Here is a 15,777-nt window from a genome sequence, read left to right as displayed (position 1 = left end):
CTAACTTCTGGGCAGAGCCTGCGACAACGTAAACCAGGAACTGTTTTGGCGGTCAGGCTGGCTCGCGAGCGTGAGCGAGCTCAGGACCTTTTGAACGGTATCGGGCGAGCTCAGCGGCACCTTCGACTCGACGGACAGGACATGGCCATCGATGATCCGGCTGACAGCTGACTTGTCGGCACCCACGGCTGTGCCAGCGCGCACGGTGATGACGATTGTCTGCTTGCCGTTCTGCACGGCAATGGCGGCAGATGCGCTGCTTGCCGGCTGGTCTGGACCAGGGGTGACTATCGACGCCGACTGCAGCGTCCAGCCGGTGGGCAGGTACCCGACCTTGATCGGCACGGTGACCGGCGCCGTTCGGGCCTCCAAACCCAACTTCGCGGCGATCCCGCTCAGACCGGCAGCGTCTTGCAGCTCAGGCGGATCGCCCTGCAGGATGACCCACTGGTCGGGTGTGACCTGCCAGGCAACTGAGGGCCTCGGACCGTTGTGCACGCTGGCCTGACCGAAGTAGCCCGGTTGGCCGACGACCGTGACCGGTATCGGATCGCTGATTTGCGACATGCTGAATCTTCCCGGTGCGAAAGCCGCGATCTGCAGGTGGTGCCCGCCCAGCACTTCGATGCTCAGGTACTCGACATCGGCCCTCATATCTCGGACGATCGGATCTTCGATACTCACCGTCACCCAGCTCATGGCGCCTGGCACCGTGGCCGTACTCGTCGGCGATTCGCTAGTTAATGATTGGGTGTTCCCAGCCGCCGGCTGGTTGGTCCGCTCGTTGCCGATGGTGGACGAGCCCGCTGGACCAGCCGCGGCGTTGTCGTGGCGGCCGGGGCTTCGGTCCCGGATCAACACGGTCGGTACGGCTACGAGAGCTACCACGGTCGCAGCTGCCAGGGCGATTCCAGCCGTGGTCTGCCAACGGGGCCGCCGAGGTTCACCCACTCCGCTGGGCAGCAGGTCCGGTGCGGAATCGGCGCGTTGCGCCAGCGCCGTGCGCAAGTCGTTCTCGGTTCTCATCGGGATTCCTTCCCTGATAGCGCTGGATGTCCGTCCGCAGGCGGAGCGGCCTTCAGCTGTGGATTCCGCTTCGGGCTGTTCTCCGGGCCTGACAGTTCGACCTTGAGAGCCTTCAACCCTCGGTGGATATAGCCGCGAACAGTGACTTCCCGGCAGGACAGCGCGGCTGCGATCTCGTGATCGGAGAGATCCTCGAAATAGCGAAGTACGATCGCGGCGCGCTGCCTTGGTGGCAGTTTGGCGACCTCGTCGATCAGGGCTCCCCGGTCGTCGAGTTGGTCGGTCTGGTCGGTGACTCGGTGGTCGAGCTCATCGCCGGGACGCGGTTCGATTCGACCCCATTTGCGCCGCCAGGACAGGAATTCGTTGACGACCATCCGGCGGACATAGGCGTGTGGCTGTGGCAGATCAGCGATCTGGGACCAGCGTCCGTGTGCGCGGATCAGAACCTCTTGCAGGACGTCCTCGGCGAGGCCGGCGTCGTTGGTGAGTACGAACGCGAATCGCAGCAATCCTCGGCTGTGTTCCCGGGCGTAGCTGTCAAAATCCACCGCTGGCTCCTCATCGGCCGTGCCTTCTTGGTTGGCCCTTCTTGGTTGGCCCTTCTTAATCGCACCTTCCTACTCGTTGGACGTCGGCGAGAGGCGAACTGTTGTCTCGGGCTCGCACTCCTGTGTATAACGGTTCGGTAACGAAGCCGTCATGTCCCGTAAGACACCTGACGCTCAGCCGTCTTGACCGCGAGCCAGCAGACCGCTGGTCAATCGATGCGATTTCAGGACTGGACAGCGAAATGTTTGTGGGTAGTGGGGTGAGGCGACTGCGTGCTGCTGGCACCGGGCGCGCGTTATCAGCACTGTTGCTGGCTTGCATGGTGGTCGTCTACGCCATCTTCGCCGGCTCGATGAAGGCAGGCGCCGCTGCGCTGCCTGACAACACGATCTCTGGGGTCTCGGTGACCCATCAGGACGGGACGACGGGTGGCACATACGGGCCGAGCGACACTATTCACGTCGATGCGACCTGGGCGATTCCGGCAGGTGTTACACAGCACGCCGGCGACACCTTCGCGATGACCCTGCCACCGCAACTGGCCGGTTTGACCGCGACGTTCAACCTTCCGGACACGGCGGGCGACACCGTCGGGACCTGCACCGTGCAGGCCACCCAAGTCCTGTGCACGCTGGGTAGTTTCGTTGAAGGCAAGACCGACGTGCACGGCACGCTGTTCTTCAACGCACAGATACAGCAGTCCCAAGTCAACCAGGGCACCACGAACACCCTGAACTTCCAAGTCGGCTCGACCGTGATCCCAGTCGCCATCCCGATCGGTACCGCGGGCACCGGTGGAACGATCGGCACTTCGGACATGAACAAAAGCTGCTTCCTCGACGCGGCTGGTACTCAGCTCAACTGCTCGCTGTTCCTTCCGTCGGGTGTTGATCTGACCAACATCAACCTCGTCGACGACGTAACGACCAGCAACGCGGTGCTTCGCGCGAACCCGCCGGCAGTACTCGATGAATCGCCGATCGGCGGCAGCTTCACGGCATCCTCCGCGCCGTACACCATCACCGCGACCGCGCACGGCTTCACCTTTCACGCTGATGCGCTCGCCGCAGCCACGCATAGCTACGTGATCTATTACCACATGGACATCACCGATGGCGGTGCCGGTCCGTACACCAACAACGCGACGATCACCGCCGATGAGGCCATCAGCGGCCCACACTCAGTGAGCACGACGATCTTCGGAGCTGGCGGTACCGGCACCGGAACGAACAACACTCCAGGCATTTCTGTCCACAAGATGGACGGTGACGGTGGCGCTTCCGGTAACAACGCCGAGGCCGACACCGCAGGTGCCGCTGTTGGCTACCAGCCTGGCGTCAACGTGCCGATCAAGATTGTCGTCGCCAACACCGGCACCGATGACCTCGACAACGTAAGCCTGTCCGACGTTCTGCTCACCCCCGGCGTTCCCGGTATGACCGGTCTGGGTGGCTGCGTCGTCGGCACCACTTCGGTGACGTTGCCGACCTCGCTGCTGGCGGGTCAGTCGATGACCTGCACCGGGCAGATCGCCGGCGGCCTTTCGGCTGGGCAGCTGCACGGTGACGAGATCACCGCGACCGGCACCGGCGTCCACAGCGGCACCACGGTCACCGACAAGAACGACTACTACGCCAAGGCCTCGGCCGCTCCGGCGATCACGGTGCTCAAGATGGACGGTGACGGTGGCGCTTCAGGCAACAACGCTCCCGCAGACACCGACACCGCCGCCGTCGTCTACCAGCCGGGCGCCGACGTGCCGATCAAGATCGTCGTGCACAACAGCGGTAACGAAGACCTTGACAGCGTGAGTTTGTCCGACGTACTGCTCACCCCCGGCGTCCCCGGTATGACCGGACTCGGCGGCTGTGTCATCGGCGCGACCCCGGTGACTTTGCCGGCTTCGCTGGCGGTCAACCAGACCATGACCTGCACGGGCAAGATCGACGGTGGTCTTAGCGCGGCTGAGCTGCACGGTGACGAGATCACCGTCAACGGCGTCGGCCACAACAGCAAAATCCCGGTCACGGACAAGAACGACTACTTCGCCAAGGCATCTGCTGCCCCAGCGATCACAGTCGACAAGGTGGACGGCGACACCGGCGCTTCGCCGGGCGCCGAGGCCAACACTGACAGCGATGCGGTGACCTACCAGCCTGGTGTGGGGGTTCCGATCAAGATCACCGTCCACAACAGCGGAAACGAAACGCTGGACAACGTCACCCTGACCGACGCGACTTTGGTCGGCCCGGACATGACGCTGGGCGCGTGCACCCTCAACGGTGCCGTCGTCAGCCTGCCGACCTCGATGGCGGTGAACGACACCATGACCTGCACCGGCACGATCGCGGGTGGCCTGACCGCGGCTCAGTTGCACGGCGACGAGATCACCGTCAACGGCGTCGGCCACAACAGCAAGACCCCAGTAACGGACAAGAACGACTACTTCGCCAAGGCATCGACGGCGCCTGCGATCACGGTGCACAAGCTGGACGGTGACGGTGGCGCTTCGGGCAACAACGCCGAGGCTGAGACCGAACAGGATGCGGTTGTCTACAAGGCCGGCGTCACGATTCCGATCAAGATCGTCGTGCACAACAGTGGCAACGAGGCGCTTGACAATGTCGGTCTGACCGACGTCACCGCCAAGGGCCCGAAGATGAAGCTGGTCAGCTGTGAGCTCAATGGCGCCGTCGCGACGCTGCCGGTCTCCCTCGCGGTCAATGACACGATGACGTGCATCGGCACGATCGCGGGTGGGCTTGCGGCGGGTACGACCCACGGAGACTCCGTGACCGTGACTGGCTCAGGGCACACCAGCAAGACGCCGGTTGCCGACACGAACAGCTACTACGCGCTCGCCAAGACCGCCATCGTCTCGATAGCGGCCCCCAAGGCGCCAGCAGCACCCAAGGCGCCGGCAGCACCGAAGGCACCCGCAGCACCGAAGGTCACGCCTATCGCGCCGTCGACCGGTGGCAGCACTCCGACCGCACTTTCCTACACTGGAGTACCCGTTTTCGGGCAGGCTTTGGCCGTCGTTGCGCTGCTCATGTTGGGCACCGGGCTGATCCTGCTGGTGGGCCGTCGCCGAGCGGCGGAGGACGGAGATCAGTAGGAATCACAACTGGTAGCACAGGGTCAGCAGCGACCTTGGTTGCCAACCTGGATCGCAAAACAGATAAATAGGTTGGGTGAGGGGCGGGAGTCGATTGCGACTCCCGCCCTTCACCTTTCGTGTGACCGGCGCCACATCAATTCTGGGAAGTTGAGCGTGGTCGACTCAGTTCTTTTGACAGAGGGTCGATCCAGGGTGCAAGATGACTGGCGAGGCTTTCGGTCGGTAATCCACCGAAGCAGTACAAAACAGCAGCACAAGCAGTACAACGAAACAGCAGAGCAGCATCAACAGTTAGAGGAGTTCACATGGCACGCGCGGTCGGTATTGACCTGGGCACCACCAACTCCGTCGTCGCCGTCCTCACCGGTGGCGAGCCGGAAGTTATCGCGAACGCTGAGGGATCGCGCACGACGCCGTCGGTCGTGGCGTTCGCCAAGAACGGTGAGGTACTGGTCGGCGAGGTCGCCAAGCGCCAGGCCGTCACCAACGTCGACCGAACCATCCGTTCGGTCAAGCGCCACATGGGCACGGACTGGTCTGTCGACATCGACGACAAGAAGTACACCGCCCAAGAGATCAGCGCCCGTGTCCTGCAGAAGCTCAAGCGGGACGCCGAGGCATATCTCGGTGAGACCATCACCGACGCGGTGATCACCGTTCCCGCGTACTTCAACGACGCTGAGCGCCAGGCCACCAAAGAGGCCGGCACGATCGCGGGCCTGAACGTCCTGCGGATCGTCAACGAGCCCACCGCTGCCGCTTTGGCCTACGGTTTGGACAAGGGCGAGAAGGAACAGACCATCCTGGTCTTCGACCTGGGTGGCGGTACGTTCGACGTCTCGCTACTCGAGATCGGCGACGGAGTCATCGAGGTCAAGGCGACCAACGGCGACAACCACCTCGGTGGTGACGATTGGGACCAGAAGGTCATCGACTGGTTGGTCGAGAAGTTCAAGGGCGCGCACGGCATCGACCTGACCAAGGACAAGATGGCCATGCAGCGGCTGCGCGAGGCAGCTGAGAAGGCGAAGATCGAGCTGTCTGCCAGTCAGCAGACGTCGATCAACCTGCCGTACATCACGGTTGACGCGGAGAAGAACCCGCTGTTCCTCGACGAGCAGCTGAGTCGTTCGGAGTTCCAGCGGATCACCTCCGATCTGCTCGAGCGCACGAAGGTTCCCTTCCAAAACGTGTTACGTGACGCCAGCATCCCGCTGGACAAGATCGACCACGTGGTGCTCGTGGGTGGTTCCACCCGGATGCCCGCAGTCGTCGACTTGGTCAAGGAGCTGACCGGTGGTCGCGAGCCGAACAAGGGTGTCAACCCCGATGAGGTCGTGGCCGTAGGGGCTGCATTGCAGGCCGGTGTGCTCAAGGGCGAGGTCAAGGACGTCCTATTGCTCGATGTCACCCCGCTTTCGCTGGGTATCGAGACCAAGGGTCAGATCATGACCAAGTTGATCGAGCGCAACACCACGATCCCGACCAAGCGTTCGGAGATCTTCACGACCGCGGACGACAACCAGTCCAGCGTGCAGATCCAGGTTTACCAAGGCGAGCGGGAGATCGCGACCTACAACAAGAAGCTTGGAATGTTCGAGCTGACCGGCATCCCACCGGCACCGCGCGGCGTTCCGCAGGTTGAGGTCACGTTTGACATCGACGCCAACGGCATCGTGCACGTCTCGGCCAAGGATCTCGCTTCGGGTAACCAGCAGGGTATGACCATCACTGGTGGCTCCGGCCTGTCCAAGGAAGAGATCGACCGGATGATGAAAGAGGCCGAGGCACACGCCGAAGAGGACAAGGTTCGCCGCGAGGCAGCCGAAGTCCGCAACTCGGGTGAGCAGCTGGTCTATCAGACGGAGAAGTTCATCTCCGATTCGGCCGACAAGATTCCGGCCGAGTCCAAGACCGAACTCGAGGCTTCGCTGGCTGAGCTCAAGACTCTGCTGGCCGATGCGAATGCGAGCAACGACGCCATCAAGGACAAGACCGGAGCACTGAGCGAGGTCTCGTCCAAGATCGGTGCTGCGATGTACGCCTCTGCCTCCGCTGAGGGCGCCGGTGCCGGTGCTGGAACGGCCGGCAGCGCTGGTCCCGAGGACTCGGCAGACGACGTCGTCGACGCCGAGGTCATTGACGAAGAGAAGTAAGTAAGTCGATGAGCGACAAACCCGACGCAGGCAACGGAAACGGGGTTGGGGCCGACAAGCCCCAACCCGGTTTCACCTTCGCCGACAAGCGAAAGATCAATCCTGAGAGCCAGCGCGGCCAGGCTGATTCGGCATCGAGGCCAGCCGGGGGACCGGAGCAGGCGACCACCGACGAACAAACAGGTGGCTCGCCGTCGGACTTCGGCCCGGATCCGATGGCCGAGCTCGCCGCCGACGCCAACGCGTTGCTCGCGGCCGAGCGGCTTTCGGACCTACAGCGGTTGCAGGCGGAGTACGCCAACTACCGCAAGCGGGTGGATCGCGACCGCTTGGTGGCCAGGGAAACAGCGATTGGCTCGGTCATCGAGTCGTTGCTGCCCGTTCTCGACGACATCCAGCTTGCGCGGCGACACGGCGACCTGGAATCCGGACCGTTCGTCAGCATCGCTGAGAAGCTGGAGGCCACGCTGGCGAGATACGGCGTGGAGCGCTACGGCGAACCAGGCACGCCCTTCGACCCGGCCATTCACGACGCGCTGATGCACGTCGAGGAGGAGCTGGCCGAGGGCACCGAAGTTACAACGGTGGTAGGCGTATTGCAGCCTGGCTACAAGATAGGTGAGAAGATACTTCGCCCGGCGCGGGTATCGGTCGCCGATCCCCAGTAAATACAACTAGTAACGCAAGTCAGCGCAACACAAGCGACGAGCGAGGGAGGGACACTCAGATGGCCAATCAGGACTGGTTCGACCGGGACTTCTACAAGTCGCTGGGTGTCACCTCCGACGCATCCGACAGCGATATCAAGAAGGCTTACCGCAAGCTAGCCAAAGACCTTCACCCGGACAAGAATCCGGGCGATGCGAATGCCGAGCAGAAGTTCAAGGAACTCAGCGAGGCTTATGCCGTGCTCTCAGATACCGAAACGCGCAAGGAATACGACGCGATCCGGACCATGAGCCATGGTGGTGCACGTTTCACCGCCGGGGGCGGCGGTCAGGCCGGCGGCTTCTCAGACGATGTCTTCTCCGGATTCTTCTCGCGCCAGTCTGGCCGACAGCCCGGTGGGGGCAATGTCAGCATGGACGATCTGCTTGCCGGGCTGTTCCAGAACGGCGGTGCCCAAGGCGGCTTCGGTCAGACGGCGGCGCGCGGCAGTGACGTCGAGGCTACGACGTCGCTCACCTTCCGACAGGCAGTCGACGGCGACACCGTCACACTCCGCCGGGCCGACGGCTCGACGGTCACCACGCGCGTGCCCGCTGGCGTCCGCGATGGGCAGAAGATCAGGCTGCGGGGCAAGGGAAATCCCGGTGTTGCCGGCAACGGTGATCTGATTCTCAACGTCACGGTAGAACCGCATGCGCTGTTCGGTCGCGACGGTGACAACCTGACCGTGACGGTCCCGGTCACCTTCGCCGAAGCCGCCTTGGGCGCGCAGATTCCCGTTCCGACCTTTGACGGCTCCACCGTCACCGTGAAGCTCCCGCCGGGCACGCCGTCCGGTCGTACGCTTCGAGTCAAGGGCCGCGGCGTCAAGCGTAAGGACGGCACGTCCGGTGATTTGCTCGTCAGCGTTTCCGTTGCTGTACCGCAGAAACTCGACGGTGCTGCGAAAGAAGCGGTCGAGGCCTACGCCGCGGCAACCGCAGGCGATGATCCGCGGCAGGGCTTGGCGGCTCAGGCACGGGAGGAGTGAGCGCAATGGCTGCCACTCAGCCCCAATTCGACGAACACGCCGCCGTCTTCGTGATCTCCGTCGCCGCTGAGCTTGCGGGCATGCATCCGCAGACCTTGCGGCAATACGACCGGCTGGGTCTGGTCTCGCCAGGCCGCACTGCCGGTCGCGGCCGCCGGTACTCGGCGCGAGACATCGCCCGACTCCGTGAAGTACAGCGGCTGTCGCAAGAAGAGGGCGTCAACCTTGCCGGTATCAAGCGAATCATGGATCTGGAGAACCAGGTCGATGCCCTGCGTGACCGGGTCGCGGAGTTGCAGGTCGAGCTCACGTCTCAACTGCAAAGCCAACGGCGGCCGTCACCGCGAGTGGTGCCGGGCCGTCGTCTGTTCGCAGCGGGCTCCGCGGGTGACATCGTCTCCGTCCCGCTCGGCCGTCGAGGCTCGCCCGATCCCGCCACTGCGATGGTCGTCTGGCGTCCGCGGGCCAACTGAATCTCAAAACTGAATCTCAAAACTGAATCTAAAAACGTAGTACGAATAGGGGTATCCACACGATGGAGCTGACCACCCGAAGTCAACAAGCTGTTTCCGGCGCCGTTCGCGCTGCTGCCGAACGCGGCAACCCGGCCGTTGAGCCGGCCCACCTCGCCGCGGCATTGCTCGCCGACGAGCAGGGCCTGACCAGGCCGATCCTGCAGGCCATCGGCATCGACCCGGCCGCTCTGAGCCGTTCAGTCGACGCGATCGTTGCTGCGTTGCCTGCGGCGGCGGGATCGACGGTCGCCGCGCCGCAGCCGTCCCGGGCGTTCCTCTCCGTGCTGTCCGCAGCAGAGAAGGTCGCTGCAGATGCAACCGACGAGTACGTCTCCGGTGAGCACCTGCTGCTGGCTTTGGCGGAAGTGGCCAGCGACGTGAGCCGTGCGCTCACCGGCGCCGGCGCCACCCCCGAGGCGTTACGCGCGGCCTTGACCCAGGTCCGAGGCTCAGCCCGAGTGACGTCACCTGACCCCGAAGGCACCTACCAGGCACTCGAGAAGTACGGCGTCGACCTGACCGCCGCTGCCCGCGATGGCAAGCTCGATCCGGTCATCGGACGGGATTCCGAGATCCGGCGGGTCGTGCAGGTTTTGAGTCGTCGCACCAAGAACAATCCCGTACTGATCGGCGAGCCTGGCGTCGGTAAGACCGCCGTCGTCGAGGGACTGGCTCAGCGGATCGTGGCCGGTGACGTTCCCGAATCCCTCCGCGGACGGACTCTGGTGTCGCTGGATCTCGGCGCGATGGTCGCGGGCGCGAAGTACCGCGGCGAATTTGAGGAGCGGCTCAAGGCCGTACTCACCGAGATCAAGGACTCCGACGGCCAGATCCTGACTTTCATCGACGAGTTGCACACAGTGGTTGGCGCAGGCGCCTCCGGCGAGGGTGCCATGGACGCCGGCAACATGCTCAAGCCGATGCTGGCCCGCGGTGAACTGCACATGATCGGTGCCACCACGTTGGACGAGTTCCGCGAGCACATCGAGAAGGACCCAGCTCTGGAGAGGCGATTCCAGCAGGTATTCGTCGGTGAGCCGTCGGTCGAGGACACGATCGGCATCTTGCGCGGCCTGGCCGGTAGGTACGAGGCGCACCACAAGGTCTCGATCTCTGACGGCGCACTCGTCGCCGCTGCAACCTTGTCAGATCGTTACATCACCTCGCGATTCTTGCCCGACAAGGCAATCGACCTGATCGATGAGGCCGCCTCACGCCTTCGGATGGAGATCGACTCCCGTCCGGTGGAGATCGATGAACTCCAGCGCGCGGTAGACCGGCTGAAGATGGAAGAGCTTGCGCTCTCGAAGGAAACCGATCCGGCATCGGCAGCCCGCTTGGAGGCATTGCGTGCCGAGCTGGCAGACAAGTCCGAGGAACTCAACGCCCTGAACGCGCGGTGGGAGCGGGAGAAGTCCGGCCTGAACCGTGTCGGGGAGCTGAAAGAGCAGCTCGACGCGCTGCGAACTCAGGCCGACCAGGCCAAGCGTGATGGTGATCTGGAGACGGCATCTCGCCTCGAGTATGGCGAGATACCTGCCTTGGAGAAGGAGCTCGCTGAAGCCGCCTCAGAACCGCAACCCGTCGACGTCATGGTCAAGGAAGAAGTGACCGCAGATGACATTGCCGAGGTAATCGCGGCGTGGACGGGCATCCCCGCCGGGCGCCTGATGGAGGGCGAGACCGCAAAGCTACTGCGGATGGAAGACGGTTTGGCCGCTCGGGTGAAGGGCCAGAAGCGCGCTGTTCAGGCTGTCTCCGATGCGGTACGCCGGGCGCGCGCCGGAATCTCAGACCCGAACCGTCCGACCGGTTCATTCCTCTTCCTGGGACCAACCGGTGTCGGTAAGACCGAGCTGGCGAAGGCGCTGGCGGAGTTCCTCTTCGACGACGAGCGCGCAATGGTACGCATCGATATGAGTGAGTACTCGGAGAAGCATTCGGTGGCCCGGTTGGTTGGGGCACCGCCCGGCTACGTCGGCTACGACGAGGGCGGCCAGCTCACCGAGGCAGTTCGCCGGAGGCCGTACAGCGTCGTCTTGTTCGACGAGGTCGAGAAGGCTCACCCGGACGTCTTCGACGTGCTGTTGCAGGTGCTCGATGACGGGCGACTGACTGACGGCCAGGGGCGAACGGTTGACTTCCGTAACGTCATCTTGGTGCTCACATCGAATCTCGGTTCGCAATTTCTCGTCTCGGACCTGTCCGGTGAGACTGCCGAGTCGAAGAAAGAAGCGGTCCTCGAGATCGTCCGAAGTCATTTCAAGCCGGAATTTCTGAACCGGCTCGATGACATCGTGGTGTTCGACCAGCTGACCACCGAAGAGCTGACCGGAATCGTTGACGTGCAACTCGCAGCCTTGGCCAAGCGGTTGTCCGGCCGGCGGCTCACGCTCGACGTGACCGATGCGGCTCGAGAATGGTTGGCGATCAACGGGTTTGACCCGCTGTATGGCGCGCGACCGTTGCGACGCCTGGTTCAGACTGCCATCGGTGACCAGTTGGCCCGCGGGCTCATTGCCGGTCAGATCGCCGACGGTGACACGGTGACGATCGACGTCACCGAAGACCGCGGCCAGCTGTCGCTTACCGCGCACCCATAGTGGCTACTCGGGTTGGGCGGGCGGAAGCACGCCCAACCACCGGGTGATCGACGGGTGATATACCGCGATCAACGACGCCACTGCCGCCAACCCCAGCACTATCGGAATGCCTGCGGGTACCGGTGTTTGTCTATACCAATAAACGCTGAAGCCGATCACCACCCACAGCCCGGCCGTCAGCGCGATGCGGCCACTGACCTTGCATGACAGCAGGCCGATAGATCCGCCGATGAGTGCTATCGCGACGCCGAAGTCCAGGACGCCCATCAAGACGTAGGTCGCGTCGGCGCCCTGGTAGAACGACCTGTCGCCGATATCGAGGTTGTTCGAGATGTTGATGACGGCGATCACCAAAAGCCCCAGGATGCCGATCAAAACCCCCATCACGATTGCGGTCACGGCCACCGTGACGGCCAGTACGGACGGTTGTGTCCGGACGTACGGCGGCGCAGCCGGTGTGCGAGCGGGCCGGGCAACCACTACCTGACGGACGCCCCGGGGCACGAAGAGCGCAACATCTTCGGGTACCGGCCGTTGCGGGAACGGGTCCGAGAGCTGCCCGCGGTAGGGGTCGGCGACCGGCGAGCGGGCCAACTCCCGCGCATCTTGGGGTCCGCTCCGCGACGCCGCGGCGGACATTCGAGGCGCAGACATGAAGCCACGGTAGTCCCACGGCCGAAAGGCCAGACTTGCCGTCGGGTGAAAGTCCGATAAGTTCGGCAGACGCGGGCAACGCGGCACGACGGTTGCGCCCGTGGTTACACCGACATGACATCATCGCGCGCAGCGGACCAGGAGATAGCAAGATGACTCAGTGGGGAAACGACCCAAGTGGGAATTCGGGCGATCAGGATAAACCGTCCGACCAGCAGCCCGACCAGCAGCCCGACCAGCCGCCAACCGACCCATGGGCGCAGCCCAGCGAGCCGCCGCAAGCGCCGCCTGACCCGTGGGCCCCGCCCGCCCCGCCAGCTCAGTCGCCACCACCCGCCCAGCCAGATCCGTGGGCGCCGCCGGTGCAATACGGTCAGCCGACCCAGCAACCCGGTCAGCCTCAGTACGGCGAACCACCGCGACCGGGTCAGCCTCAGTACGGCCAGCCACCGCAACCGGGTCAGCCTCAGTACGGCCAGCCACCGCAACCGGGTCAGCCTCAGTACGGCCAGCCACCGCAACCGGGTCAGCCTCAGTACGGTCAACCACCGCAACCGGGCCAGCCCCAGTACGGCCAACCCGGGCAACCGCAGTATGGCCAGCCTCAGTATGGCCAGCCCGAATACGGTCAGCCGACCCAATATGGTCAGCCCCAGTACGGCCAACCGCAGTACGGCCAACCGCAGTACGGCGAGCCGCCCCAATACGGCCAACCGCAATACGGCCAACCGTCCCAATACGGCCAACCGGGCGGTTACGGTGCGGCGCCGGCGTATTCGTCCTACGGCCAGCAGGGAACTGTCGGTGGCGCGACGGTGGCCGCAAGCTGGGGAGCACGATTGGGCGCCTATCTCATCGATGGCGTCATCATTGCGATTGTTTATGTAATCGTCATCGCGATCGTCGCCGCGGCATCCGGTTCATCCAGCGACGGCGCAGGGGCAACCGCCGAGGTTCTGGTCTTCCTGGCTTCGCTGGCGTACTTCGGCTACTTCGACGGTATGCGGACGCAATCAGTGGGCAAGCGGCTGGTTGGCCTGCGGGTGGTATCCGGAGCAACCGGTGCAGCGATTGGTTTCTGGCGGGGAGTGTTGCGCCAGTTCATCTTGAGCCTGTGCTTCATCGTCGGCTTCTCGCCTCTCTTCGACGGCACCGGACGTAATCAAGGCTGGCATGACAAGGCGGCCAACGCCTTCGTCGTCAAAGCTCGGGGAAACTGAGTACGTGACCACCGTGCGACCGGCGCTCAGCTCTCGGGACGAAAGTGCTCGGGAGCTGTCGCCGGTCCAAGCCGCGGTAGCCACCAGCTCGGTAGTTGGTCGATCGGTGGTCGGCCCGCCGTTGGACCGCAAGCCGAGGTCGGCCGCATATGTGCCGCTGGTCACCGCGGGTGCCAGCCTCGCGGCCCTGCCGGTGCTCTACAACGTCAACCCGAACACCACGCACGTGCCGCTGTGTCCGCTGCACGCCTTCACTGGCTTGAACTGCCCGTTGTGTGGTGCGACCCGCGCCACCTACGCGCTGCTACACGGCGACTTTCTTACCGCGCTGCATGACAACGGCCTTTACGTCTTGGGCATTCCATTCCTGCTCGTGCTGTGGTGGCGCTGGAACGCCGATGCCCGAAGCGCCACACCTCGCGGTAGGTTGTTACCGCGCCGATTGTCCCAAATGCTCATCGTCACCGTCGTCGTCTTCGGTATCGTGCGCAACCTGCCGTTCGCGGCCTGGCTGTCGCCGCCCGTGTGAGCGACCATAATCCGCCGGTACTGTGCTCGACATGAACAACGAGTCGAGCCCTGCGCTTGAGCCGACCGCTCAATTCGCATCCGAGGGAGCGCCGGGCGGTCAGCCACCGATCGCTCAGCTGCCCGTCGACCAGCAGGCCGTCGGCGTCAGCCCTGCCGGCCGAGCCCTCGAGCAGGTGCCGCCGGTTCCGCGGCCGAAGACGGTCGATTGGGCGCTGTGGGCAATCGTGGCCCGCTGCGTGTTCGTCATCGGGTTTTCGCTGTCGTTATATACGGCCAAGTCAGATCTGATCCGCGGCATCCGAGACAGTGACCAGGCCAAGGGCTGGACAGACGCCCAGATATTGCACCAGTACCACAACGTCGTCCGGTCGAACATCGTGGTGGCCGTCCTGGGCTCAGTCATCGTTCTGATTCTGGCGAAGTACATCCGGAGTGGGCGCAACTGGGCGCGCTGGCTTTTCGCCGTCCTCGTCGTGTTTCCGTTCAGTCCATTGTCGGACGTGGTGCGCATTCTCAACGTTGCGATCGACGTGCCGATCCTGGTGCGAATTCTGTCGCTGCTGACCGGACTCTCCGCTTTAGCGGCGGTTGTGTTGCTCTTCATCAAGCCGTCGGCACCGTACTTCCGCAAGCCGGTCACAGCTGGCGCCCCCGCGACGGCCACAGTCGGCCCTGGCGCGCCGTTTGCGGTGTTTTCCTCGTTGTTGAAGCCCCGCGCCGTTCGGCCGTCGCCTCCAGCCGAGGAGCCCCCCGGGCAGCAGGGGCAGACCCCGGCGACCAGACCCCTCGCCCGCAGTAAAGTGCGGGGCCCAGCAGGAAACGCCACCAACGACTCTGACAGTTCTGAGCGTGTCGCCTCGCCACCCTCAAAGCGAAACTCGGCGCGGGCCAAGTCCCGGAAAGCGCCCACCGAATGACGGAACTGCCGATCGGGCAGGCGCTGGTCACCGGCGCTAGCTCGGGGATCGGCGCGGCATTCAGCCGCCGGCTGGCCGCTGAAGCCAGAGACCTGATCTTGGTCGCGCGCGACGAGACACGGCTGGACGAGCTCGCCGGCGAACTTCGCGATCGCTATCTCGTTCAGGTCGAGGTGCTGCCCGCCGACCTGGCCACCGACGATGGCTGCGAGCGGGTGACGGACCGTATCGCGGCTACTGACAATCCTGTCGATATCGTGATCAACAACGCTGGCATCGGGCTGTATCAGGCTTTCGGCGAAGCGTCCATCGACCGTGAAGAACTGATGCTCGACATCAATGTCCGCGCCGTGCTCAGGTTGACTCACGCGGCCGTGAACGCGATGGTTCCGCGACGGCGTGGCGAGATCGTCAATGTCTCCTCCGTAGCCGGCTTCCTGCCTCGCGGGGCGGCTGCGACCTATGCGGCGAGCAAGTCGTGGGTGAGCTCGTTCACCGAAGGGGTCGCCTTGACGCTGGAGGACAGTGGCGTCCGCATCGGCGCGATCTGCCCCGGCTTCGTACATACCGAGTTCCACCAACGGGCCGAAACCGACATGAGCCACCAGCCATCGTGGATGTGGCTCGACGCCGATCGGGTGGTTGCCGAAGGGCTCGAAGCCATCCGAGGCGGCAAGATCCTCAGCATCCCCAGCCGCCGCTATCGCTCGATGGTGCTGGCCGCGCGGATCGCGCCGCGCCCGCTGCTGCGCAAGGTTATGGCTCGCCGATAGGGTTGTGCAC

14 protein-coding genes are annotated in these 15,777 nt (G+C 64.0%); 10 read left to right on the top strand and 4 right to left on the bottom strand.

The window, feature by feature from the left end; translation table 11 throughout:
- Both ACSMXN_RS23935 and ACSMXN_RS23930 read right to left on the bottom strand, forming a co-directional pair.
- Nucleotides 1-1,026 (bottom strand): hypothetical protein, encoded by a 1,026-nt coding sequence (locus ACSMXN_RS23935; RefSeq protein WP_022915911.1) that lies wholly within the window; start codon nucleotides 1,024-1,026, stop codon nucleotides 1-3.
- Nucleotides 1,023-1,577, bottom strand: a complete 555-nt coding sequence (locus ACSMXN_RS23930) for a SigE family RNA polymerase sigma factor (protein WP_022915910.1) — start codon at nucleotides 1,575-1,577, stop codon at nucleotides 1,023-1,025. Before ACSMXN_RS23930 ends, ACSMXN_RS23935 begins: the two co-directional genes overlap by 4 nt.
- A 260-nt stretch (nucleotides 1,578-1,837) precedes the next feature.
- Between ACSMXN_RS23930 and ACSMXN_RS23925 the strand changes: the two genes are divergently transcribed.
- The 6 genes from ACSMXN_RS23925 (at nucleotide 1,838) to clpB (ending at nucleotide 11,672) form a co-directional block, all read left to right on the top strand.
- The gene (locus ACSMXN_RS23925; RefSeq protein ID WP_155958599.1) at nucleotides 1,838-4,696 is read left to right on the top strand and encodes an Ig-like domain-containing protein; all 2,859 of its coding nucleotides are present in this window, start codon (nucleotides 1,838-1,840) and stop codon (nucleotides 4,694-4,696) included.
- 308 nt (nucleotides 4,697-5,004) lie between these two features.
- Nucleotides 5,005-6,855 carry a molecular chaperone DnaK gene (dnaK, locus tag ACSMXN_RS23920; protein ID WP_022915908.1) on the top strand — a complete coding sequence of 617 codons (1,851 nt, stop codon included), beginning with the start codon at nucleotides 5,005-5,007 and terminating at the stop codon, nucleotides 6,853-6,855.
- Between the two features lie 8 nt (nucleotides 6,856-6,863).
- The gene (gene grpE, locus ACSMXN_RS23915; RefSeq protein ID WP_022915907.1) at nucleotides 6,864-7,523 is read left to right on the top strand and encodes a nucleotide exchange factor GrpE; all 660 of its coding nucleotides are present in this window, start codon (nucleotides 6,864-6,866) and stop codon (nucleotides 7,521-7,523) included.
- Nucleotides 7,524-7,582: 59 nt separating this feature from the next.
- The gene (locus ACSMXN_RS23910) at nucleotides 7,583-8,554 is read left to right on the top strand and encodes a DnaJ C-terminal domain-containing protein (RefSeq protein ID WP_022915906.1); all 972 of its coding nucleotides are present in this window, start codon (nucleotides 7,583-7,585) and stop codon (nucleotides 8,552-8,554) included.
- A 5-nt stretch (nucleotides 8,555-8,559) separates the two neighbouring features.
- The gene (locus ACSMXN_RS23905) at nucleotides 8,560-9,027 is read left to right on the top strand and encodes a heat shock protein transcriptional repressor HspR (RefSeq protein ID WP_022915905.1); all 468 of its coding nucleotides are present in this window, start codon (nucleotides 8,560-8,562) and stop codon (nucleotides 9,025-9,027) included.
- Nucleotides 9,028-9,089: 62 nt separating this feature from the next.
- Nucleotides 9,090-11,672 (top strand): ATP-dependent chaperone ClpB, encoded by a 2,583-nt coding sequence (gene clpB, locus ACSMXN_RS23900; RefSeq protein ID WP_022915904.1) that lies wholly within the window; start codon nucleotides 9,090-9,092, stop codon nucleotides 11,670-11,672.
- Between the two features lie 3 nt (nucleotides 11,673-11,675).
- Here clpB and ACSMXN_RS23895 read toward each other — a convergent pair whose 3' ends face one another.
- Both ACSMXN_RS23895 and ACSMXN_RS23890 read right to left on the bottom strand, forming a co-directional pair.
- Nucleotides 11,676-12,326: a hypothetical protein gene (locus tag ACSMXN_RS23895; protein ID WP_155958598.1), complete on the bottom strand. Its 651-nt coding sequence runs from the start codon at nucleotides 12,324-12,326 to the stop codon at nucleotides 11,676-11,678.
- A gap of 104 nt (nucleotides 12,327-12,430) precedes the next feature.
- On the bottom strand, nucleotides 12,431-13,072 hold the full coding sequence (locus tag ACSMXN_RS23890; protein WP_455407649.1) for a hypothetical protein: 642 nt from the start codon (nucleotides 13,070-13,072) through the stop codon (nucleotides 12,431-12,433).
- Nucleotides 13,073-13,141: 69 nt separating this feature from the next.
- On the opposite strand from ACSMXN_RS23890, the gene ACSMXN_RS23885 reads away from it, so the two are divergent.
- From ACSMXN_RS23885 to ACSMXN_RS23870, 4 genes are read left to right on the top strand one after another with little or no spacing between them, the layout of a single operon-like run.
- On the top strand, nucleotides 13,142-13,546 hold the full coding sequence (locus ACSMXN_RS23885; RefSeq protein WP_455407648.1) for an RDD family protein: 405 nt from the start codon (nucleotides 13,142-13,144) through the stop codon (nucleotides 13,544-13,546).
- A gap of 4 nt (nucleotides 13,547-13,550) precedes the next feature.
- Nucleotides 13,551-14,075, top strand: a complete 525-nt coding sequence (locus ACSMXN_RS23880) for a DUF2752 domain-containing protein (RefSeq protein ID WP_022915709.1) — start codon at nucleotides 13,551-13,553, stop codon at nucleotides 14,073-14,075.
- A gap of 31 nt (nucleotides 14,076-14,106) precedes the next feature.
- Nucleotides 14,107-14,994 (top strand): hypothetical protein, encoded by an 888-nt coding sequence (locus tag ACSMXN_RS23875; RefSeq protein WP_155958573.1) that lies wholly within the window; start codon nucleotides 14,107-14,109, stop codon nucleotides 14,992-14,994.
- A gap of 11 nt (nucleotides 14,995-15,005) precedes the next feature.
- Nucleotides 15,006-15,767: an SDR family NAD(P)-dependent oxidoreductase gene (locus ACSMXN_RS23870; RefSeq protein ID WP_155958574.1), complete on the top strand. Its 762-nt coding sequence runs from the start codon at nucleotides 15,006-15,008 to the stop codon at nucleotides 15,765-15,767.
- Nucleotides 15,768-15,777: the final 10 nt, after the last annotated feature.

The organism is Parajatrophihabitans canadensis, from assembly GCF_053764775.1.
Note: the sequence above shows the minus strand (reverse complement) of the source record. Positions and strands in the feature narration are given on the sequence as shown.